Genomic DNA, 19292 nt, shown 5'->3' on the forward strand with positions numbered 1-19292 from the left:
CTATGTCAATTCAGAAAATCGCTCGCCTGGCGGGCGTCTCGGTGGCGACGGTATCGCGGGTATTGAATAACAGCGATACCGTTAAAGCGAAGAATCGCGAACGTGTGCTGCAGGCGATCAAAGAGAGTAACTACCAGCCTAATCTGCTGGCCCGCCAGCTGCGAACGGCCCGCAGCAATATGATTCTGGTGATGGTCTCTAATATCGCTAACCCCTTTTGCGCCGAGGTGGTCAAGGGTATTGAAGAAGAGGCGGAAAAGAACGGCTACCGGATCCTGCTGTGTAATTCCGGCTCGGATTTGGCCCGCTCTACCTCTGGCCTGCAGCTGCTCTCCGGCAAAATGGTCGACGGCATCATCACCATGAACGCGCTCTCCAGCCTGCCGGAACTGACCACCATGATCGGCGACGCACCTTGGGTGCAGTGCGCGGAATATGCCGATAACGGCAGCATCTCCTGCGTGGGCATCAACGATGTCGACGCGGCGCAGGGCGCCGTTTCCCGGCTGGTTGACGGCGGGCGAAAACGCATTGCCTTAATCAACCACGATCTCAGCTATCGCTACTCGCGCCTGCGCGAGCGCGGCTACAAAAGCGTGCTGCACGTTCGCGAGCTGGCGTATCAACAGGTCACCTACGCCAGCGACCTGAGCGCCGCCGCCGGTACCCGGGCGATGGAAACGCTGCTGGCGCAGAAAGAGAAACCGGATGCGGTATTTGCGGTCTCAGATTCGCTGGCGGCGGGCGCGCTGCGGGCTATCGCTCAGGCCGGATTGCGGGTGCCGGAAGATATCGCGGTAATCGGTTTTGATGGTACCGAACTGGCCGAAGTGGTATCACCGCAGTTGACCACCGTGGAACAGCCTTCGCGCGAGATTGGCCGTACCGCCGTGACGCTACTGATGAAGAGAATCGATAATCCCGACGCTGCGGTCGAGCGGGTGATGATGGACTGGCGCGTGATCCCCCGCGCCAGCACCTGAGTTTTACCCGGATACCGCGCCCGCCAGCGAACGAATATCGTTGCCGGTGGGGGACTGGTGAATCCGCAGGCCGAACTCATCAACCACGGCAAAAACGTGGTCGAAAATATCCGCCTGAATGCTCTCATACTCCGCCCACACCACGGTGTTGGTGAAGCAGTAAATCTCAATCGGCAGGCCGCTGGCGTCCGGAGCCAGCTGGCGCACCATCAGCGTCATGTCCTTACGGATGCGCGAATGGTTGCGTAAATACTCCTGCAAATAAGCGCGGAAGGTGCCGATATTGGTCATTTTGCGCTGGTTTAGCACCGACTGGTCGGTGGCGTTCTGCTGGTTCCACAGGCTAATTTCCTGATGACGCGAATCCATATACGGCTTCAGCAGCCGGGCCTGAATTAAGCGCTGCTGCTCCTGTTCATCGAGAAAATGAATGCTGGTGGTATCGATATTCAGGCTGCGCTTAATCCGGCGACCGCCGGATGCCGACATACCGCTCCAGTTTTTAAACGAGTCGGAAACCAGCGACCAGGTGGGAATAGTGGTGATGGTATTATCCCAGTTGCGCACCTTCACCGTGGTCAGGCCGATGTCGATCACCGCGCCGTCGGCGCCATATTTCGGCATCTCCAGCCAGTCGCCGAGCTTGAGCATATCGTTGGCGGAGAGCTGAATACCTGCCACCAGGCCAAGAATGGGGTCTTTAAACACCAGCATCAGTACCGCGGCCATCGCGCCGAGGCCGCTAATCAGAATCGCCGGCGACTGGCCAATCAGTAAGGAGATAACCAGAATGCCGACAATAATCGCGCAGACCAGCTTAATTCCCTGAAATATCCCTTTAAGCGGCAGCTGAGAAGCGGTGGCGAATTTCTGCGATAAATTGAACACCACGTCCAGCAGCGAAAAGAAGGACAGCATCGCGTAGATCATCACCCACAGCTGCGCGCAGGTAGTGAGTATTTCCGCCGCCTCGCTGCCTTTTTGCAGCCATAGTACCGCCTGCACGTTGACGATAATCCCCTGCAGGGTGAAGGCCAGACGATGAAATAATTTGTTCTGGGTAATAATTTGCAACCATAGGTGGCTGCTGGCCTGCGCCCGCTTTTCGAAGGTGCGCAGCACCACTTTGTGCAGAATAAGGTGAACGACAATCGCCGTCAGAAAAATAATGCCGAAGATAATAATGAGTGAGGTGGTGGGGGTAATTTTGATGCCTAATGCGGCGATGTGCGATATTAATTCCTGCATAACGTCTCCTTTACATCCAGCGGTTATGATGACCGCTGGATGTCTATTATGCAAATCGCAGGTTACGCCGATGTGAATTATGGCGTCGCTACCGCCGGACGGACGTTAAGGTGTCGGCGTAGCCACAGCGCGATGGCGCCCAGCACCAGCATCATCACCACTTCCACCGCCAGGAAATCGATCAGCGCCCGGGGATAGTCGCCGCCGCTGCGCTGGGCGAGAGTTAAGAATAGCGACCCGAGAATTGCCGGGCCCAGGCCCAGCGTCGCCTGCTGCAGGGTGCTGAGAATTGCGCTCCCGGCCCCGGCGTCAGAAGCGCTGATGTCGCGCATCCCGATGCGATAAAAGCTATTCACGATCAGCGCCTGCCCGTAGCCGATAAGCGCCGTGGAGGGGACCAGCGCCAGGGTGCTGGTGTGGGTAGCGAGGCGATAAAAGGTCGCGCACAGCAGCAGCAGGCCGACAATCTGCACCGATAGGCCAGTCAGCAAAATGCGTCCCATGCTGTAGCGGGCAATCAGCTTCGGCGCGTACAGCGCGGAGATGAAGTAGGCCACGCCGAGCGCGATAAAGCTATTCCCGGACTGCCACGGCGCCATTCCCAGACCGGCCTGCATGGTCAACGCCATACAGAACATAAATCCGGACCAGGCGCTGAAAAAGAGCAGGGCGATGGCCATGCCAAAGCGAATGCTGGTGAGCTTCAGCAGGCGAGGTGGCAATAGCGGCTGCTCGCCGCGCTGCTGTTTGCTCAGCGCGCTGGCCCGCATCCAGACCAGCAGCGGCAGCACCGCAGCTAACATCAGCTGCAGCGTCCACGGCCAGTGCAGCTCCGGCCCCAGCGCCATCGGAAACAGCAGGCAGCAGAGGATCAGCGCAAGGCTGAAGGTGCCCTGCCAGTCGATGCGCGAATGCGCTTCGCGCCGGGTCTCCGGGACGTATCGCGGACTAAAGGCCAGCACCAGCAGGCAGATCGGCACATTAATAAAGAAGGCATTCCGCCAGCCTAAACCGGCGATATCCGCCGAGACCAGCCAGCCGCCGCCCATCTGACCGACGATAAAGGCGATACCGCCAATGCCGCCGTACAGGCTGATGGCTCGGGCGTGGGCGTTGCCTTTGAGGGTGATATGCAGCGTGGCGAGGATCTGCGGCACGATTAGCGCCGCGCCGGCGCCCTGAACCGTGCGCGCCGCCAGCAGCGTGGTGATAGAGTTTGCCATTCCGCACAGCAGGGAGGCGACGCCAAAAATCGCCACGCCCCACATAAACAGACGGCGGCGGCCATAGTTATCGCCAAGTTTGCTGCCCATCGCCAGGCAGACGGCAAAGGCGACGCCGTACAGCGCGACAATCAGCTCCAGCTGGGTGGCGCTGGCGTTCAGCGATTGGGTGATGGAGTCCAGCGCGACGTTGGCGATCGAGGTGTCGATCAGCGGCAGCATCTGGCCGGTCAACAGAAGGAATAAACCGGCGCGGCCGGGTGAAACAGCAGACGAATTCATCGGATCTCTCCATTGCGTCATTCAGCGGATGGCCGTAGCATCACCGATAAATTAAACGGGTACCAGTTCCTGCTTATACTGGTATTGGCACTACCATGCTGGAGGTTTTATGACGACCATGCCGCAACGTGAATCGACGATCGCCGCGCCCGATGATGCCCGTAAACAGCTGGGGGCATTTCTGCGCGCCCGGCGTGAGAGCCTCGATCCGCAGCGCCTGGGGTTGCCGCGCGTTGGCCGACGACGCACGCCGGGTCTGCGGCGGGAAGAGGTGGCGATGCTGGCGGAGGTCGGCGTCACCTGGTACACCTGGCTGGAGCAGGGGCGGGACGTTAATCCGTCCGAGTCCGTGCTGGTGTCGGTGGCGAACGCGCTGCAGTGCAGCCCGCTGGAGACCCGGCACCTGTTTGTCCTGGCCGGACTGACGCCGCCGGAAGCCGCGCAGGTCACGGTATGCGAAGGCATCAGCCCCGGCACCCGGCGGATGCTTGATAGCCTGATGCCTCAGCCCGCCAGTATTCAGAAGCCGAGCTTCGATATTGTGGCCTGGAACGACAGCTTCTGCCGCCTGATGGGCATCGATTTCGCCACCATTCCGGAAGAGGATCGCAACTGTATTTATCTGTATCTGACCAATGAAACCTGGCGCAGCCGTATTGAAAATCGCGATGTGCTGGCGACGTTTGTCTCCTATTTTCGCGCGGCGATGGCGGAGCACCGCGGCGATCCGCTGTGGGAGAATAAGCTGGCGCGCTTTTTTGCCGCGTCGGCGGAGTTTGAGTCTCTCTGGCATCAGCGCTATGAGGTGCGCGGGGTGGAAAATCAGGTGAAAAACTTTAACCATCCGCAGCTCGGACGCTTCAGCCTGCAGCAGATGTACTGGTACTCGGCCCCGCGCAACGGCTCGCGCCTGCTGGTCTATTTGCCGATGGATGAAATGGGCGAACGGGCCCTGGCGTGGCTGGATAAACACTAATGACAAGGAATCAGATTGCTGACAAAGTGCAATCTTCAGGAACAGCCCGGCGGCGCGATGCTTGCGCAGGCCTACAGAGCATCGCATAGCAGGTTGATATTGCGGTTTTTCGTAGGTCCGGCAAGGCGCCGCCCGGCAGAAGTGCGAGCACAATAGCCAAAAAAAGGTTTGTCATCAGTCTCAAGGAATGCCCATGAATATTACCCGTAAAGAGCAGCGCATTATTCAGCGCGCGCTAAAGGCGTGGCAGGCCAGCGGCGATTTAGCCCCTGAGGATAGCCAGCGGCTGGCGCAAACGCTGCGCGTCTCTCCCTTCGACTGGCAGCGGCTGAGCCGCTATGCGTTCTGGACCGCGCTGGCCTGCGTGCTGGTCGCGCTGGGCAGCCTGTTTGCCGACAGCGCCCTGATTGAGCTTCTGCTGAGCCTGTTCAGCCGCTCGGCGCTGACGCGAATCATCCTGCCCGCGCTGCTGGCGGTGGCCTGCTACGCCTGGGGTTTTCGCCGCCAGCGGCGGGAAACGCAGTGGCACTACAGCACCGAGGCGATCCTCTTTCTGGGGGTTATTTTTACCGCCGTGGCGCTGTGGCAGCTTGGCGAACGTCTGGATACCGGCAGCGGTCATGTCGCGCCGCTGTTCCTGGCCGGATGCCTGATTTACGGCGCGATTGGCTTTTTTGCCCGCTCCGGGCTGGTGTGGCTCTTTTTTCTGCTGTCGCTGGGCAACTGGTTCGGTGCAGAAACCGGCTACGTTTCGGGCTGGGGCGCCTACTGGCTGGGCATGAACTACCCGATCCGCTTCGTGCTGTTCGGCGGCGCGCTGCTTGCGCTCTGCTACGGCGCGCAACACGCTTTGCGCCAGCGCCAGCTGTTTACCGTCAGTAAAGCGATGGGGCTGATCTATCTGTTTATCGCCCTGTGGATCCTGTCGATTTTTGGCAACTATGACCTGGATAGCTGGTCCAGCATAGCGCAAAGGCAGCTGCTGCCGTGGGGGCTGCTGTTCGCCGTGGCGGCGGGGATCTGTATCTATATCAGCCTGAAAACCGACGACGGCATGCTGCGCGGCTTCGGTCTGACGTTCCTGGCGATCAACCTCTATACCCGTTTCTTCGAGTTCTTCTGGGATGGCATGCACAAAGTCGCATTTTTCCTGATCCTCGCAGTCTCGCTGGCGGTAATTGGCCGCTATGCGGAGCGCATCTGGCATGCGGGAAGGGTAACCCATGAATAATTAAGCTTTTTTAAGAAGTGTGGCAGGGGGCAGCGACGTCTTACGCGAATTGTCGTATAAGCGAATTTTACGCTTTTGACAGGGGCGCAAGATGAATAAGGAGTCGATTTTTCGCCAGCTAGAACAACGGATCGTCGGGCGACCGCTGACCGCGGAAGCGCTTGGCGAGTTTAATGCGATGGCGATTGCCGATAGCCTGAAGCAAAAACGCAGTATCATCAGCCATCATCTGAATAATCTCCATCGCGAGCAGCGGGTGGTCAAAGTAAATGGTCGCCCGGTGCTGTTTTTACCCATTGCCGCGCTGCGCGACCACCACCGCCTCGCGGTTCGACACGGCGAATACGCTTCCCTTCAGGCCCTGTGCGCTGAGCGCCAGGATAGTCTGGCGCAGCTGATAGGCGCTCAGGGCAGCCTGCAGGAAGCTTTGCGGCAGTGCAAGGCCGCCATCAGCTACCCCGGCGCAGGTCTACCGCTTCTGCTGCGCGGTCCCACCGGCACGGGGAAAAGTTTCCTTGCGCGCCAGCTCTGGCGTTATGCGATGGAACAGGGCGTTTTGCCTGCTGATGCGCCTTTTACCGTGTTTAACTGCGCTGAGTACGCGAATAATCCAGAGCTGCTGACCTCGAAATTATTCGGGCACGCGAAGGGCGCCTTTACCGGTGCGGATAAATCAGTCCCCGGTCTTATCGAGACCAGCAACGGCGGGGTACTGTTTATTGATGAGGTTCATCGTCTGCCCCCCGAAGGACAGGAGAAGCTGTTCCATTTTATGGATAACGGTAGCTGGCGGCGGCTGGGGGAGAGCAGCGAGGAGCGCAGCGCCACGGTACGGCTGATTTTTGCTTCAACGGAGGATCTGGAAAAGCACTTCCTGGCGACTTTTATTCGTCGTATTCCGGTGATCGTCAAAATCCTGCCGATCGCCGAGCGTGGACAGTATGAAAGACTGGCGTTTATCCATCACTTTTTTCGCCGTGAAGCGCAGCGATTACATCACGATCTGGCGCTGGACGGCGAAATCATCAGCCAGCTGATGCGCGAAACGCTCGAGGGTAACGTCGGCGGACTAGAGAATTTGATCCGCAATATTTGCGCCAGCGCCTGGACATTTGGCGAGCGGGATAGCGATCTTTTACAGATAAAAGCGGGTTTACTGCCCGACCGGTTGCTGGCGGATGCGCCTTTTTCTCTTCAGCAAAATAGCGAACGGGTCATGATTTACCGCGATGGCGACGCGCAGCCTTTGTTTTCCGGTCGTCATCTTGAGTATCAACGGCTAACGGAAAATATTTGCAGCCTCTGCGAGGAACTCGGGAAGGACAATATCAGCGCAAGGACCTTTGAAAAGCTCATTTATCAAAACGTGACGCTCTATCTCGATGCGTTGATGAATCAGGAGAGCGCGGTCTCTCTTCAGGACAAGCGGCTGCGCTTTATTGAGGATGTGGGCAAGGCGATCGCCGCCAATTACGATCTCCAGCTGAATGCCGAATTCGCCTATCTTACTGGCCGCTACCTGACCAGCCTGCCTCTTGCTCCGCGCAGCGTTGCCGAGCCCGCGCGTCTGGTGATGCAGCGCTGGCTGGAGTCCTCAGCGGGGCTGGCGCAGCGTATCGCGGGCAAACTACTGGATGTCGTCAATAACAAATACGATCTGCTCATCGATACGCTTGACCGCCTGGCGGTTGCCGCTATCGTCAGCAATGCGATTGATGCGACCAGCGGCGGAAAAGTGAAAGCGGTGATTATCGCCCACGGCTATTCGACCGCCAGCAGCATTGCGGGGGTCGCCAATCGCCTGATTGGCGAGAAGATCTACCAGGCGATGGACATGCCGATGGAGGTGGCGTTCAGCGACGTCAGCCGCGCCGTGGTTGATTATCTCCAGCATACCGATACCCGAGCCGGAGTCATGGTGCTTATCGATATGGGCTATACCAAAGAGATTGCCGATGCGCTTTTGTCGGTGATTAACGGCCCGCTGGTGGTGGTGGATAACGTCACGACGCGCATGGCGCTGAACGTCGCCAGCGAGATCGCGCTGGGGAAAAATATCGAACATATTGCCGAAGAGATCGTGCCGCTCAATCAGTCGCGCTGGGATGTCTTCTGGCCGACAGAAAAAAAAGAGCGTGCTCTGCTGGTGACCTGCATTACCGGAATCGGTACTGCGTTTAAATTTAAAAATCTGATGGAGAAGAGCCTGCTCAGCGACTTTGATATTAACATTATCGCCTGCGAGTATACGCGCTTAAAAAATAGCCGCACGGCGATATCCTTGCTCCACCAGTATGAAGTGATTGCGGTTGTGGGTACGCACGACCCACAGCTGGCGGGGGTGCCATGGGTAGGTATTGAAGAGCTGCTGGGCGAGCAGGGGCATCGGCATCTCAGTCAGCTCTTAAGCGGCTATCTCAATGAGAAGCAAATTGCGCTGATTAATAAAAATATGGTTCGTGAGTTTTCTCTGCATAACGTCGTCAACTCCTTGACGATACTGAATGCCGGTAAAACGATGAGCCATATCGAGACTATTATTGCAGAGTGGCAAAACACGCTTAGCTTTAATTTTAATAATAATTTAATTATTAGCCTGTATGTGCATCTCAGCTGCATGATTGAGCGTCTGGTAATGCGTAATGAAATTACCCATTATAAAAATCTTGAGCAATTTTCTCGCCAGCACGGAGAATTTATTGCTATGGTGAACCACTCGTTTCAGCGCCTGAAAATACTCTATAACGTGACGCTGCCGGTAGCGGAAATTGGTTATATTCACGATATTTTTGAATTACGCATTGACGATTTTCGCTGGTAATCCTCAGCGCAGCCCCGGAGCAGGTCGCCGGGGCTGGCAGAGGGTTAGCGAATTAATATTCGACTTTCCACATATAGCGGCGGGTGGTCAGAGGATGGTTGCGGGCGGTGGCCAGCGCCAGGTTGTACACATCAAGAACGCAGTTGTGCAGCAGGCCGCAGAAATATTCGCGCACGCTGGCGTGAAGCGCATCAATTCCCACTTTTTCCACGTCAATAATCTGCAGTTTTCCCTGATAGCGTTCGATAAAGCGGATCGCGCGATCGTCCAGCGGACGGGTGCGGCCGCTGCTTTTTAATAAAATGAACGGCGTTCCCGGTTCGGTAATCTCAAAGGGGCCGTGGAAATACTCGCCGCTATGGATGCTGGCGGAGTTAATCCACTGCATCTCCAGCAGAATACAGATGGATTCCTGATGCGCGGCGCCGAACGAAGGACCGCTGCCCATCATATAAATGACCTTTTCACTTTTCCAGGCTTCGGCAAAATGCTGCGCATCCGCTTGCACCTGCTGCTGAGCGCCGCGCACCACGGATTCAAAACTGGCAAAGGCGCTGACCATCTCAGCGTAATGGTCGTATCCTTCTGTTTGCGCCAGGATCTCCAGCGCCAGCCACAGGCTGTACGCCGCTTTTTGCTGTGTCGGATCGACAGTTTCGGGATAGCGAGCCCAGCAGTATTCGATAGTGTAATCGCTGTGTTCGCACAGCGGCGTGCCGGGGGTATATACCAGTCCAATCGTAGCCGCGCCTTTTTGACGCGCGATGCGGGCGGCTTCGACCGTTTCAGCGGTGTTGCCCTGCTGAGAGGCAAGGATCACCACGCTATTTTCCCCTAATGCTTGCGGCGTCGCGTGGACAAATTCATTACTGGTCACATAGCCGACGGCCAGCTTTTTCGCTTCACAATCGAGAAAATATTTCCCCGGCCAGAAGCCGGTCAACGAACCCCCGCAGCCAACAAACCACACGCGTTCAATACGTTGCCTGGTTAAAATATCGCGAATAATATGGTGGGCGTTTTTCTGAGCTATAGACATATTGGTCTCCTTGAGGTGTAAAGGGTCCTCCGCTGCATGGCGGATAACTTTTACAGGGCATTATTTAATTAAGTTTTTTACTTTTCATTTTCTGGTGGAACTGCGGATCCTTAGGTATTGCGGGATCGATACCCTTCACTGGCGGTAGTCTGGCGCAAACCATTTGCAATGGAATAATATATTCAAAGATTGCAAAGTCTGGATCGTTAATAAACGTAAAGGGCATGTTCTTACCGTTATTGTCAACATGCGGGCCAATGCGATAAATATGCGGCGTCCAACCAGACAGTATTTCCGCCAGACGATCCTGGCGCTCATCGGGATGCGGATCGAGCATAATCAGGGTTGAACGCTCATCGAAGGCGTTATAGATCCCGTGGATGAATTCCTCAAATTCATAGCCGGCCACCGGGCAGCGCAGCGTTTCAAGCATCTTTAGCGCGCCTTCCTGAACGGTGCCAAACAGCCCTGCCGGGCCGGTCAGGCGAATATCTGCGCTGTCGATAAGCGGCCGGGCGTGATTGAGAACCCACGCCTGCGAGGCCTCAATGAGCGTCGGCAAATGATTGAACGTCCTCTCCATGCGGACGAGTAGCGCCTTGCGCTCCTCATCGCTCAGGCGCTGCTGGCGGCTGGCGACGGCAAGCGCAAGCAGTATCAGGTTGAGTATGGTGCAGTGATAACCTTTGGTTTTGGCGCCGGCGCGCTCTTCTCCACAGGGGACCGTCAGGATCAAATCTGCCGCCTGGTCGATGGCAGCTGGCGCTTCCCCGGCCATGGAAGCGGTAAGGTGCCCGGCTGCCCGGGCGCGCTCCATTGCGGCGAGAGTGGAGAGGCTGCCGCCTCCCTGAGAAATGCCGATGACCAGCGCTTTGCCGCTGAGGGAAAGTGCCATCTCGTCCAGCAGGAAGGGCCAGTATACATCGACCGGGATGCCGCACCACTGCTGCATAAACGACCGCGCGGTCAGCGCGCCGTGGTAAGACGTACCGGAACCGGTCAGGATGATTCGAGAGATCCCGCGATCCGCCAGCGCTTTCGCCGCTTGCCAGAGATCTTCCCGCGTCTGCGTTAGCATAGCGAGCAGGCGAGCGGGGGTTTCATTCATATAGTCTTCTACGTGCATGGGTAATATTCCTCTTCTTAAAGCAGGCCTAACGCGCTGGCCGCCATGCCAAACGCGATGGTGCCTAACAGGATCCAGTTGATGTTGACTCCCTTACGGATCAGCTTGTACATCCCAAGGGTGAAAAGCAGAGGCAGCAGAGAAGGAAGTATTTTGTCGATAAACTCCTGTGCCTTCATGGTCGTCTGCCCGGCAGTGAAGCTGAGCGGGGTGGTGATATCTATCATACTGGCGGTCATCGCGCCGACGACCATCAGGCCAACGATTGACGCGATATAGGTGACCCGATCCATGAGTCCGCTTTGGTAAATCCGCATCAGCCAGGTGGTGCCAGCCCGATAGCCGAGCTTCAGCCCATACCAGCGGCACAACAGATGCGGTAGGTTATAAACTAACAACGCCATTATCGGTCCCAGGAGGCTGCCCTGCTGGGCGAAATAAATCCCCATCCCGGCGGCAATCACCTTCAATGACCCCCAGAATATGGAGTCACCGATACCCGCCAGCGGCCCCATCAGGCTGGTTTTAATCGCGTTTATCGATTCTTCATTAAATTCGGGATTGCGCTGATTCTCCTCTTCCATAGCGATCGACAAGCCGAAGATAAAGGTGGAGAGGTGCGGCGTGGTGTTAAACAGCACCAGATGGCGCTGCAGGGCGCGCCCCAATTCCGTCGGGTCCTGATAGATACGCTTCAGGGCCGGCGACATTGCGAAGGCGTAGCCCATATGCTGCTGGCGCTCGTAGTTCCACGAGCCCTGCAGCGTAAAGGAGCGCCAGAACACGCTGCGTAAATCCCGAGCGGTGACCCGGCTTGCGTCATCGCTTTGCGGCTGGGCGGCGCCTGACAGGGTCTGCGTCATTTCACTCATGATTAGCTCTCCTGCTGCTTAAGATTAAGAAACTGGCTGATGATAAAAGCCAACACCACGGCGAATAGCGCGATGGCGATGATATCCAGTTTGGTATATGCCGCTATCAAAAATCCCAGACCGAGGTACGGCATAAGTTTGCTGCTGAGCATCATGCTGATCAGCAGGGCGAAGCCGAGCGCCGGCAGGATCTTACTGGCGACGATCAATCCGTTGGTGATCACCGGCGGAATCGCCTCAAGGAACCAGCTAACCGCCGAAGAGCCGAGCAGGATGGCGAAAAAAACCGGCAGAAATCCGTTTAAAAAATAGAGCAGCGTCGGACCGCCGAGGTGCATCAGGCCGACCATCCGGGTATTACCTTGCGCCGCATAGCGGTCCGCCAGATGACCGAAGCGGGCGTTCACCACGCGTACCAGAATGCCCAGCGTTTGCGCCAGCATTGAGACGGGGATGGCGATGGTGAGTGCAGCCTCCGGACCGCGGCCGGACATGATCGAAAACGCGGTCGCCAGTACGGAGCCGGTCACGATATCGGGTGGGTGCGCGGCGCCGATGGCGACGTTGCCGAGAAAAATAAGCTCCAGCGTAGCGCCAATCAGAATCCCCTCATGCAGATTGCCGCAGACCAGACCGGTGAGGGCGCACATCACCAGCGGCCGGTCGATCATCGATACCCCAAGCAGGCGGCCATCGAGGATCCCCAGGGCGGCAATCAGTCCGAGTAACGTTGCGGTGAGCAACATAGTGACCTCCGAAGTTAAAGTTGTTCGTTGAGGAGCTCGGCCGAGTGGGCGGGTACCTGACGCATCTCCAGCCGAATGCCTTTTTCTTTCAGCGCTCTGCTATCGGCGATTTCCTCTTCGGTCAGATAGATGGCCTTGCCGAATTGTCTTGCGCCCTCCTTCTGCGGCAGACCGCCGTAGTTAATGGCGTTAATTCCCGGGACTTTTTCTACCAGCGCGAGGGTTTCAGCAGTATTGCCAAGGACCACCATGACTTTTTTATGATCCAACTTGCCGCCGTTAAGCTTTTCCGCCGCCTGTTCAACGGTGGCGATGTCCAGCGTGACGCCCGCCGGCTTGGCCAGGTTAAGCGACATCGTAATGAAGGCATCCGCCGCGGCTTTGGCGTTAGCGACGATGATATGATCGATATCCAGCGCTCGGGTCCAGGCAAAAACCACCTGGCCGTGCAGCAGCCGATAATCAATGCGCACGAGTTTAATCATGAGATTCTCCCTGTGGGTCAGAGGATGGTTGTGTTAGTAGAGGGTTGATGAAAACAATGGATTCACGCGCCGCGCTGGTGGCGTAGACAATCGCGGCCTCGGTAGTGGCTTCTTCGCACAGCAGAAACTCCAGCAGCAGAGTCAGATTGATGCCGGCGACCACGAAAACGTTACGATGGCGCATCAAGACGCTCACGGCGCTATTGTTGATACTGCCGCCAAGCAGGTCGGTAAAGATCACCACTTCATCACCATTCGCCTGGACGATGAGATGCTCCAGGGTTTGCTCCAGCTGTTCGGTGGTCACGATATCTTCGTCATAGGCGCAGACCGGGATAACGCCGTGTTCGTCGCCAATCAGCAGCGATAAACTGTTCACCAGTCCGCGAGCAAAATGGCCGTGGCTGGCCACATAGATATGTTTCACCCGGTTTCTCCTTCATCCAGATAGTGGTATCTGTTAAGAGCAAAGGGCGTGCCAGAAATAAAAAATATTATTTATCAATTAATTAAAGCGGCTGGTTCACACTAAAGGCGTTATTCCTGGCACAAGCGGGCTTATTAACGCCGGAAACCTGGCACAAAAGGCAGAAAAAGAGGGGGAAAGAGTGGGGGGAGAAAGTCCCGGGCGAGACGCTGCTGCGCCATGGCCCGGGCGTTCCCGGCAGAGGGGAATTAAATCTCGGTAATCGTCGTCGCCTGCGGCAGGCGTGATTTCGGCAGGGAGGCGTTAAAATCTTCAACGCTATGATGGCCGACCGGCACCACGACCAGGCTGGTGTAGCCCTTGGCCTTCAGGTCAAATTCGGCATCGAGAATTGCGAAATCGACGCCTTCAATCGGTACGGCGTCCAGGCCCATTGCCGCCACGCCCAGCAGGAAGTTGCCGACGTTCAGATACACCTGCTTCGCCATCCACTGGTCGTCGTCATGCAGATCTTTGCGGTGCATATCGGCAAAGAAGGTGCGGCCTTTATGGTTTGCCGCTTTGGCTTCGGCGTTAGCGAAGCGGCCATCGGCCTCTTCCTGATCGACCACGCGCTCAAGCCAGGCGTCGTCCATTGCGGTTTTGGCGCAGAACACCACCACGTGCGATGCGTCGAGAATTTTACGTTCGTTAAACACGTAGGTGCCGCTCGCCGCTTTGGCGACGCGCGCTTTGCCTTCATCGCTGCTGGCAACGATAAAATGCCACGGCTGGGAGTTGGTGCTTGACGGGCTGTACTGCAGCAGCGTTTTCAGGTTTTCCGCCTGCTCGGCAGTTAGCTTTTTGGTGGCGTCAAATGCCTTGGTGGAGTAGCGCTTTAAGGCAACCGATACGATATCCATACTCTTCCTCACTGTTTACAACCCCTTGCGGGTGCGTTTCGTGAAGGAAGAGTACAGCGATGGCGGGCAAAAGATAAGGGGCAAAAATGCGATAACACTTATCGCGCAGCGCTGAAAATCACCCCGGGCGCAGCCGCTGCTGCTCTTTTTTGCTCAGTTTATCGACGATCAGATTCCACGAATCATCAATCAGCTCCGCCAGCAGGTCCACGCTAATATCCTCGCCGGGAACCACGGTGATCCAGTGCTTTTTGTTCATGTGATAGCCGGGCTCGATGCTGCGGTAAATGGCCTGATGAAGCAGCGATTTTTGCGGATCGCACTTCAGGTTGACCAGCGCGCGGCCGCGTACCGTTGCGGTGAGCATAAAAATCCGCCCGCCGACTTTAAACACATCGTACTCCGGGCCGAACGGCCAGCAGTGCTCGGTAAAGGGAAGCTCCAGCGCAATACGGTGCGCGTGGTCATGCAGCGAGCGGTGGTCCATCAGTGCGTATCCTCATGTAACGCCTGCCACATTGCCTCAAAGCCTAGCGCAATGAGCTCCGGGGCACGCTGCGGATCGTTGCTGGCGTACTCAATCGTGGTTTCCGCCAGCGACAGAAACAGCGCATCGCCAAAGGTGCGATAGGCATCGCTAAGAAAAATTGGCTTAACCGAAAGCTGGCATATCTCGTTGAGCTCAGGAAACATCTCTTTAACCCGGGTACGCGTTTCATCGGTAATCCGTTCGCTCAGGGACATGCGGCGTATGGCTTTATGCTCCATCGGTTTGCGCATACCCCAGTCGATATAGCTGTTCCAGATATTGCGGGCATTCTCTTTCGGACGGGATTCGTTCGGTTTAAGACTGGCCACCATGACCTGTACTAACCCCGATTTGATAGAGAGATAAAGCTCGTTAAGCAGATCGTCCTTGGTGGCAAAGTAGCGAAACAGCGTCCCCTCGGCTACCCCGGCGCTGCGGGCGATAGCGGAGGTTGAGGCGGCGATTCCCGACTGGGCAAAGGCGGCGGTTGCGGCCTCCAGTAACGCTTGCTTTTTATCTTCACTCTTAGGACGAGCCACTACACTTTACCTCACAGGTTATAAAACCACGATCTAAGCATGCCCGGTACGGGCACTGCAACGGTGTCTGTCAAAATTTGAAAATCGTCTTGACGACTTTCAGCTTCTTCCTAATAATGAGTGCTTACTCACTCATAATCAACCCTTATAACAAAAACCTCCAGGAAGGAGGATTTCGCCAGGTCAGGATATGAACCGTGTCATTTTCAGCGTGGTCGCCATCATGTTATTAGCGTCAGCAACAACTTTGCCGTTTGTGTTAAATGCCGGATTTGGCCAGGCGCCGCAGGGCGCGCAGCTCAGCCTGGTGGAACAGTCGCCGCACTATCATGACGGCCAGTTTCACAATCAGCTCCCGACGCCGGGTTTTACCGGGCAAAAAAATATGCTGGCCGCGTGGTGGGAGTTTCTCGTCGCCAGGCGCGAGAACGCCAGACCGGCCCAGCCGCTGCCGTTGGTGAACACCGATCTGGCGGGCCTGCCGTCAGGGCAGGACGCGATGGTCTGGCTCGGTCACTCCTCCTGGTATCTGCAGCTGGCGGGCAAACGCATCCTGATTGATCCCGTATTTAGCAACTATGCCGCACCCTTCTCTTTTATTAATAAGGCCTTTACCGGGGATTACCCATGGCACGCTGAGGGAATGCCGGAGATCGACCTGCTGATCATCTCGCACGATCACTATGATCATCTCGATTACGCCACCATCAAAGCCCTGATGCCGAAGGTCAAGCGCGTGATAACGCCGCTGGGCGTGGGGTCGCACCTGCGCTACTGGGGAATGGAGAGCGCGATAATCAGCGAGGCGGACTGGAATCAGGCGCTGCAGGTGAGCGATGAGCTGACGGTACATGTCCTGCCCGCGCGCCACTTTTCCGGCCGCGGCCTCAAGCGCAACCAGACCCTATGGGCCAGCTTTATGTTCGTTACCCCGCAGCAGAAAATTTACTACAGCGGCGACAGCGGCTACGGCCCGCACTTTAAAGCCATTGGCGAACAGTTTGGCGAAGTGGATTTAGCGATCATGGAAAACGGTCAGTATGACCAGGACTGGAAGTACATCCACATGATGCCGGAAGAGACGGCGCAGGCCGCTGATGATATTCATGCACGCGCGGTGCTGCCGGGCCATGCCGGGCGCTTCGTGCTGGCAAAACACACGTGGGACGATCCGTATAAACGACTGGCGGAGGCCAGCACAGGGCGACCGTGGCGACTGCTGACGCCTATGCTGGGTGAGCCGGTTTGGGTCGCTGATAAAACGCAATCATTTAACGCCTGGTGGCGCTAACGATGAGAGTGGTTCAGGAGGAGAGAGGACATATGACTATTTCCGCTCAGGTCATTGATACTATCGTCGAGTGGATTGATGAAAATTTGCATCAACCGCTACGTATTGACGATATTGCGCGCCATGCCGGTTATTCGAAGTGGCATTTACAACGACTGTTTTTACAGTACAAAGGGGAGAGTCTGGGGCGCTATATCCGCGAGCGTAAGCTGCTGCTGGCGGCGCGCGATCTGCGCGATACCGATCAGCGGGTTTACGATATTTGCCTGAAATACGGCTTTGACTCGCAGCAAACTTTTACCCGCATCTTCACCCGTACGTTTAACCAGCCGCCGGGTGCCTACCGTAAAGAAAATCACAGCCGCGCGCACTGAAAAAGCGTCCGCCGGGGAAACCGGCGGAGGCTGTTCTTACCAGGCGTAGCTGACCGTTGCCGTCACCGTCCGACCAATGCCGTAGAAGCAGGCGCTATCGCTGGCGCAGGAGGCCACATATCTGGTATCCGCGATGTTGTTTACGTTGAACTGTACCTGCGCGCCTTTCAGGCTCGAGTTTAGCTCGCCCAATTCATAGCTGACCATGGCGTCATACAGATCTACTGCCGGAACCTTAAAGGTGTTTTTCGCATCGCCATAGCTGGTACCGATATAGCGTACGCCCACTCCCGCAGTCAGGCTTTTCAGCGCGCCGTCCGGCAGGGTATAGCTGGTGAAGGCTGAAGCCATATGGGTCGGAATACGCGCTGGCGTTTTCCCTTCGGTACCGACAACGGTAGTGTTGACGGTTTCTGCATCGGTATAAGTGTATGAAGCGATCAGATTGAGATTCTCAAAGAGCGTCGCGTGCGCTTCGGCCTCAACCCCTTTGGAACGCACTTTACCGCTATTCTCAAACCATCCGGCGGCGCTGTTGTAGGTGGCGACGTTACTTTGCGTTAAATCATACAGCGCAAGGGTGATTAGCGCGTTTGGGTCAGGCTGGTATTTCACGCCGACTTCCACCTGCTTGCCTTCGCTGGGATCGAACGGTCCAACGCCAGGCGCGCGGTTGGTTTGCAGGTTAGGTTCAAAGGAGGTGCTGTAGCTGATATAGGGGGAAAGACCGGAATCAAAGGCGTACAGCAGGCCGGTGCGCCAGGTGAACTTATTATCATTCTGCTGGGTGCTGCTGGCATCGGTAAAATCGGTGGTGCGTACTTCCGCCCAGTCATAGCGCCCGGAAACTAACAGTTCCCAGTTCTGCCAGCTCAGCTGATCCTGAACATAGACCCCAGCCTGATCGAGATTTTGCTGTTCATTAGTGGCGGGGCTGAAGGCGCTTTCATCGACGCTAACGCCGTAGGTCGGGCTGCGCCAGTCGAGATCGTACTGCGAGCCTCCGGCCCGGCCAAGATACTGCTTATCTTTACTGGTTTTGTAATCCAGACCGCCAATCACCGTATGGGCCACCTGGCCGCTGGCAAACTTTGCTTCGAGCTGGTTATCAATGCCAAACTCATCGGTCTGGCGCGTTTCATGCTGGGCGCGGCGGGAGAGTACCGAGCTGTTGGCGGGGCTACTGGAATAAACCAGGTAGCGATACTTCTGTTTGATGGTGGCGTAGCGGGCGTTCTGGCGCAGAGTAAAGGTATCGTCTGGCTGGTGCTCAAATTCATAGCCAATCATCGTTTGTTCCCGCCACGACTGATTGTAGCTGGGATCGCTGACGTTAAAATCACGCGGAATATAGCTGCCGTCGACGCTTTCCACCGTACCGTAGCGCGGCAGGAAGTTACGGTAACCGGCATCCGGGTCTTTCTGATAGCTGGTTAATAACGTCATGCGCGTGGCGTCATCAGGATACCAGGTGAGGGCGGGGGCGATGGCCATCCGCGTCTCTTTATAATCTTCAACCTGGCTATTCTGGGTACGGGCGATCCCGTTCAGACGATAGAGCAGGCGGCCATCATCGCTCAGCGGGCCGCCAAAATCGAAAGCGCCTTCGGCAAGATGATGATTGCCGGTGCGGAACTGCAGTTCATGAATCGGCTGGCTGACAGGGCGTTTGCTGGTCATGGCGATCAGCCCGCCGGGGTTTACCTGGCCAAACAGCACCGAGGCCGGGCCGCGTACCAGCTCGACGCGTTCCAGCAGCCACGGGTCGAAAGTACCGGTTTGCGAGGAGGCCGTCGCGCCGTAGCTCAGGCCATCGAGAAACTTGGGCACGTAGCTAAAGCCGCGAACGAAAACCTCGTCGTTGCGGTTAGATGAACCGCGATATTCGGTAAAAACGCCCGCGCTATAGCGCAGCGCCTGGGATACCGAGGTGACGTCCAGCGCGCGCATTTGATCGCGGGTAACCACCGATACTGACTGCGGCGTTTTGACGATCTCTGCGGCGGTTTTTGTCGCGGATAGCGTCCTGGTGGCCACTATTCCCTTAAGCGGCGCTGTAGGATCTTCGCTACTGCCCGCGGTGACGACAAGCGTTTCCTCCGCCGCCAGCGCCTGATTCCCGATCGAAGATACCGCCAGAGTCGCAGTCCATAATGCTGTTATCTTATTATATTTAAACATATTTATGATTTTTCCTT

At 56.6% G+C, this 19292-nt stretch carries 18 protein-coding genes; 6 read left to right on the top strand and 12 right to left on the bottom strand.

Going from position 1 to position 19292, the window contains the following annotated elements:
* Nucleotides 1–2 precede the first annotated feature (2 nt).
* Nucleotides 3–983, top strand: coding sequence for a LacI family DNA-binding transcriptional regulator (locus ABLV12_RS17555; RefSeq protein WP_004099966.1), 981 nt, complete (start codon nt 3–5; stop codon nt 981–983).
* A 3-nt stretch (nt 984–986) separates the two neighbouring features.
* On the opposite strand, the gene ABLV12_RS17560 is transcribed toward ABLV12_RS17555, so the two are convergent.
* Complete coding sequence (locus tag ABLV12_RS17560; RefSeq protein WP_004099968.1) at nt 987–2231, bottom strand: mechanosensitive ion channel family protein; 1245 nt, start codon at nt 2229–2231, stop codon at nt 987–989.
* A gap of 77 nt (nt 2232–2308) precedes the next feature.
* A complete protein-coding gene (locus ABLV12_RS17565; RefSeq protein WP_004099971.1) occupies nt 2309–3736 on the bottom strand; it encodes an MFS transporter in 1428 nt (475 codons plus the stop codon).
* A gap of 109 nt (nt 3737–3845) precedes the next feature.
* Between ABLV12_RS17565 and ABLV12_RS17570 the strand changes: the two genes are divergently transcribed.
* From ABLV12_RS17570 to ABLV12_RS17580, 3 genes are all read left to right on the top strand, one after another.
* On the top strand, nt 3846–4712 hold the full coding sequence (locus tag ABLV12_RS17570; RefSeq protein WP_023320516.1) for a helix-turn-helix transcriptional regulator: 867 nt from the start codon (nt 3846–3848) through the stop codon (nt 4710–4712).
* A gap of 193 nt (nt 4713–4905) precedes the next feature.
* Nucleotides 4906–5943 carry a DUF2157 domain-containing protein gene (locus tag ABLV12_RS17575; RefSeq protein ID WP_070557258.1) on the top strand — a complete coding sequence of 346 codons (1038 nt, stop codon included), beginning with the start codon at nt 4906–4908 and terminating at the stop codon, nt 5941–5943.
* A 91-nt stretch (nt 5944–6034) separates the two neighbouring features.
* Nucleotides 6035–8764, top strand: a complete 2730-nt coding sequence (locus ABLV12_RS17580) for a sigma 54-interacting transcriptional regulator (RefSeq protein WP_348867190.1) — start codon at nt 6035–6037, stop codon at nt 8762–8764.
* Between the two features lie 52 nt (nt 8765–8816).
* On the opposite strand, the gene ABLV12_RS17585 is transcribed toward ABLV12_RS17580, so the two are convergent.
* From ABLV12_RS17585 to ABLV12_RS17625, 9 genes are all read right to left on the bottom strand, one after another.
* Nucleotides 8817–9803 carry an SIS domain-containing protein gene (locus tag ABLV12_RS17585; RefSeq protein WP_004099979.1) on the bottom strand — a complete coding sequence of 329 codons (987 nt, stop codon included), beginning with the start codon at nt 9801–9803 and terminating at the stop codon, nt 8817–8819.
* Nucleotides 9804–9867: 64 nt separating this feature from the next.
* Nucleotides 9868–10929 carry an SIS domain-containing protein gene (locus ABLV12_RS17590; protein WP_325905311.1) on the bottom strand — a complete coding sequence of 354 codons (1062 nt, stop codon included), beginning with the start codon at nt 10927–10929 and terminating at the stop codon, nt 9868–9870.
* Between the two features lie 17 nt (nt 10930–10946).
* Nucleotides 10947–11801 carry a PTS system mannose/fructose/sorbose family transporter subunit IID gene (locus tag ABLV12_RS17595; protein ID WP_004099982.1) on the bottom strand — a complete coding sequence of 285 codons (855 nt, stop codon included), beginning with the start codon at nt 11799–11801 and terminating at the stop codon, nt 10947–10949.
* Nucleotides 11802–11803: 2 nt separating this feature from the next.
* On the bottom strand, nt 11804–12547 hold the full coding sequence (locus tag ABLV12_RS17600; RefSeq protein WP_004099986.1) for a PTS mannose/fructose/sorbose/N-acetylgalactosamine transporter subunit IIC: 744 nt from the start codon (nt 12545–12547) through the stop codon (nt 11804–11806).
* 14 nt (nt 12548–12561) lie between these two features.
* Nucleotides 12562–13032, bottom strand: coding sequence for a PTS sugar transporter subunit IIB (locus ABLV12_RS17605; RefSeq protein ID WP_004099987.1), 471 nt, complete (start codon nt 13030–13032; stop codon nt 12562–12564).
* Nucleotides 13025–13459 carry a PTS sugar transporter subunit IIA gene (locus ABLV12_RS17610; protein WP_004099989.1) on the bottom strand — a complete coding sequence of 145 codons (435 nt, stop codon included), beginning with the start codon at nt 13457–13459 and terminating at the stop codon, nt 13025–13027. The genes ABLV12_RS17605 and ABLV12_RS17610 overlap by 8 nt, the downstream gene beginning before the upstream one ends.
* 248 nt (nt 13460–13707) lie before the next feature.
* Entirely contained in the window at nt 13708–14361 is a 654-nt protein-coding gene (nfsB, locus tag ABLV12_RS17615) for an oxygen-insensitive NAD(P)H nitroreductase (protein WP_004111163.1), read from the bottom strand.
* Between the two features lie 118 nt (nt 14362–14479).
* Nucleotides 14480–14848, bottom strand: coding sequence for an MmcQ/YjbR family DNA-binding protein (locus tag ABLV12_RS17620; protein ID WP_004099993.1), 369 nt, complete (start codon nt 14846–14848; stop codon nt 14480–14482).
* Nucleotides 14848–15429 carry a TetR/AcrR family transcriptional regulator gene (locus ABLV12_RS17625; RefSeq protein ID WP_004111165.1) on the bottom strand — a complete coding sequence of 194 codons (582 nt, stop codon included), beginning with the start codon at nt 15427–15429 and terminating at the stop codon, nt 14848–14850. Before ABLV12_RS17625 ends, ABLV12_RS17620 begins: the two co-directional genes overlap by 1 nt.
* A 190-nt stretch (nt 15430–15619) precedes the next feature.
* On the opposite strand from ABLV12_RS17625, the gene ABLV12_RS17630 reads away from it, so the two are divergent.
* Both ABLV12_RS17630 and ABLV12_RS17635 read left to right on the top strand, forming a co-directional pair.
* Nucleotides 15620–16720 (top strand): MBL fold metallo-hydrolase, encoded by a 1101-nt coding sequence (locus tag ABLV12_RS17630; protein WP_004111167.1) that lies wholly within the window; start codon nt 15620–15622, stop codon nt 16718–16720.
* A gap of 32 nt (nt 16721–16752) precedes the next feature.
* A complete protein-coding gene (locus ABLV12_RS17635; protein WP_004099996.1) occupies nt 16753–17094 on the top strand; it encodes a RamA family antibiotic efflux transcriptional regulator in 342 nt (113 codons plus the stop codon).
* Nucleotides 17095–17130: 36 nt separating this feature from the next.
* Here ABLV12_RS17635 and ABLV12_RS17640 read toward each other — a convergent pair whose 3' ends face one another.
* Complete coding sequence (locus ABLV12_RS17640) at nt 17131–19275, bottom strand: TonB-dependent siderophore receptor (protein ID WP_004099998.1); 2145 nt, start codon at nt 19273–19275, stop codon at nt 17131–17133.
* Nucleotides 19276–19292: the final 17 nt, after the last annotated feature.

This window comes from Klebsiella sp. CN_Kp100 (assembly GCF_040065315.1).
Classification (GTDB): domain Bacteria; phylum Pseudomonadota; class Gammaproteobacteria; order Enterobacterales; family Enterobacteriaceae; genus Klebsiella; species Klebsiella oxytoca.

What these genes read in the sequence shown, in the direction of transcription:
- ABLV12_RS17555 (WP_004099966.1), top strand. Translation starts at nt 3, where the DNA reads ATGTCAATTCAGAAAATCGCTCGCCTGGCGGGCGTCTCGGTGGCGACG.
- ABLV12_RS17560 (WP_004099968.1), bottom strand. Translation starts at nt 2,231, where the DNA reads ATGCAGGAATTAATATCGCACATCGCCGCATTAGGCATCAAAATTACC.
- ABLV12_RS17565 (WP_004099971.1), bottom strand. Translation starts at nt 3,736, where the DNA reads ATGAATTCGTCTGCTGTTTCACCCGGCCGCGCCGGTTTATTCCTTCTG.
- ABLV12_RS17570 (WP_023320516.1), top strand. Translation starts at nt 3,846, where the DNA reads ATGACGACCATGCCGCAACGTGAATCGACGATCGCCGCGCCCGATGAT.
- ABLV12_RS17575 (WP_070557258.1), top strand. Translation starts at nt 4,906, where the DNA reads ATGAATATTACCCGTAAAGAGCAGCGCATTATTCAGCGCGCGCTAAAG.
- ABLV12_RS17580 (WP_348867190.1), top strand. Translation starts at nt 6,035, where the DNA reads ATGAATAAGGAGTCGATTTTTCGCCAGCTAGAACAACGGATCGTCGGG.
- ABLV12_RS17585 (WP_004099979.1), bottom strand. Translation starts at nt 9,803, where the DNA reads ATGTCTATAGCTCAGAAAAACGCCCACCATATTATTCGCGATATTTTA.
- ABLV12_RS17590 (WP_325905311.1), bottom strand. Translation starts at nt 10,929, where the DNA reads ATGCACGTAGAAGACTATATGAATGAAACCCCCGCTCGCCTGCTCGCT.
- ABLV12_RS17595 (WP_004099982.1), bottom strand. Translation starts at nt 11,801, where the DNA reads ATGAGTGAAATGACGCAGACCCTGTCAGGCGCCGCCCAGCCGCAAAGC.
- ABLV12_RS17600 (WP_004099986.1), bottom strand. Translation starts at nt 12,547, where the DNA reads ATGTTGCTCACCGCAACGTTACTCGGACTGATTGCCGCCCTGGGGATC.
- ABLV12_RS17605 (WP_004099987.1), bottom strand. Translation starts at nt 13,032, where the DNA reads ATGATTAAACTCGTGCGCATTGATTATCGGCTGCTGCACGGCCAGGTG.
- nfsB (WP_004111163.1), bottom strand. Translation starts at nt 14,361, where the DNA reads ATGGATATCGTATCGGTTGCCTTAAAGCGCTACTCCACCAAGGCATTT.
- ABLV12_RS17620 (WP_004099993.1), bottom strand. Translation starts at nt 14,848, where the DNA reads ATGGACCACCGCTCGCTGCATGACCACGCGCACCGTATTGCGCTGGAG.
- ABLV12_RS17630 (WP_004111167.1), top strand. Translation starts at nt 15,620, where the DNA reads ATGAACCGTGTCATTTTCAGCGTGGTCGCCATCATGTTATTAGCGTCA.
- ABLV12_RS17635 (WP_004099996.1), top strand. Translation starts at nt 16,753, where the DNA reads ATGACTATTTCCGCTCAGGTCATTGATACTATCGTCGAGTGGATTGAT.
- ABLV12_RS17640 (WP_004099998.1), bottom strand. Translation starts at nt 19,275, where the DNA reads ATGTTTAAATATAATAAGATAACAGCATTATGGACTGCGACTCTGGCG.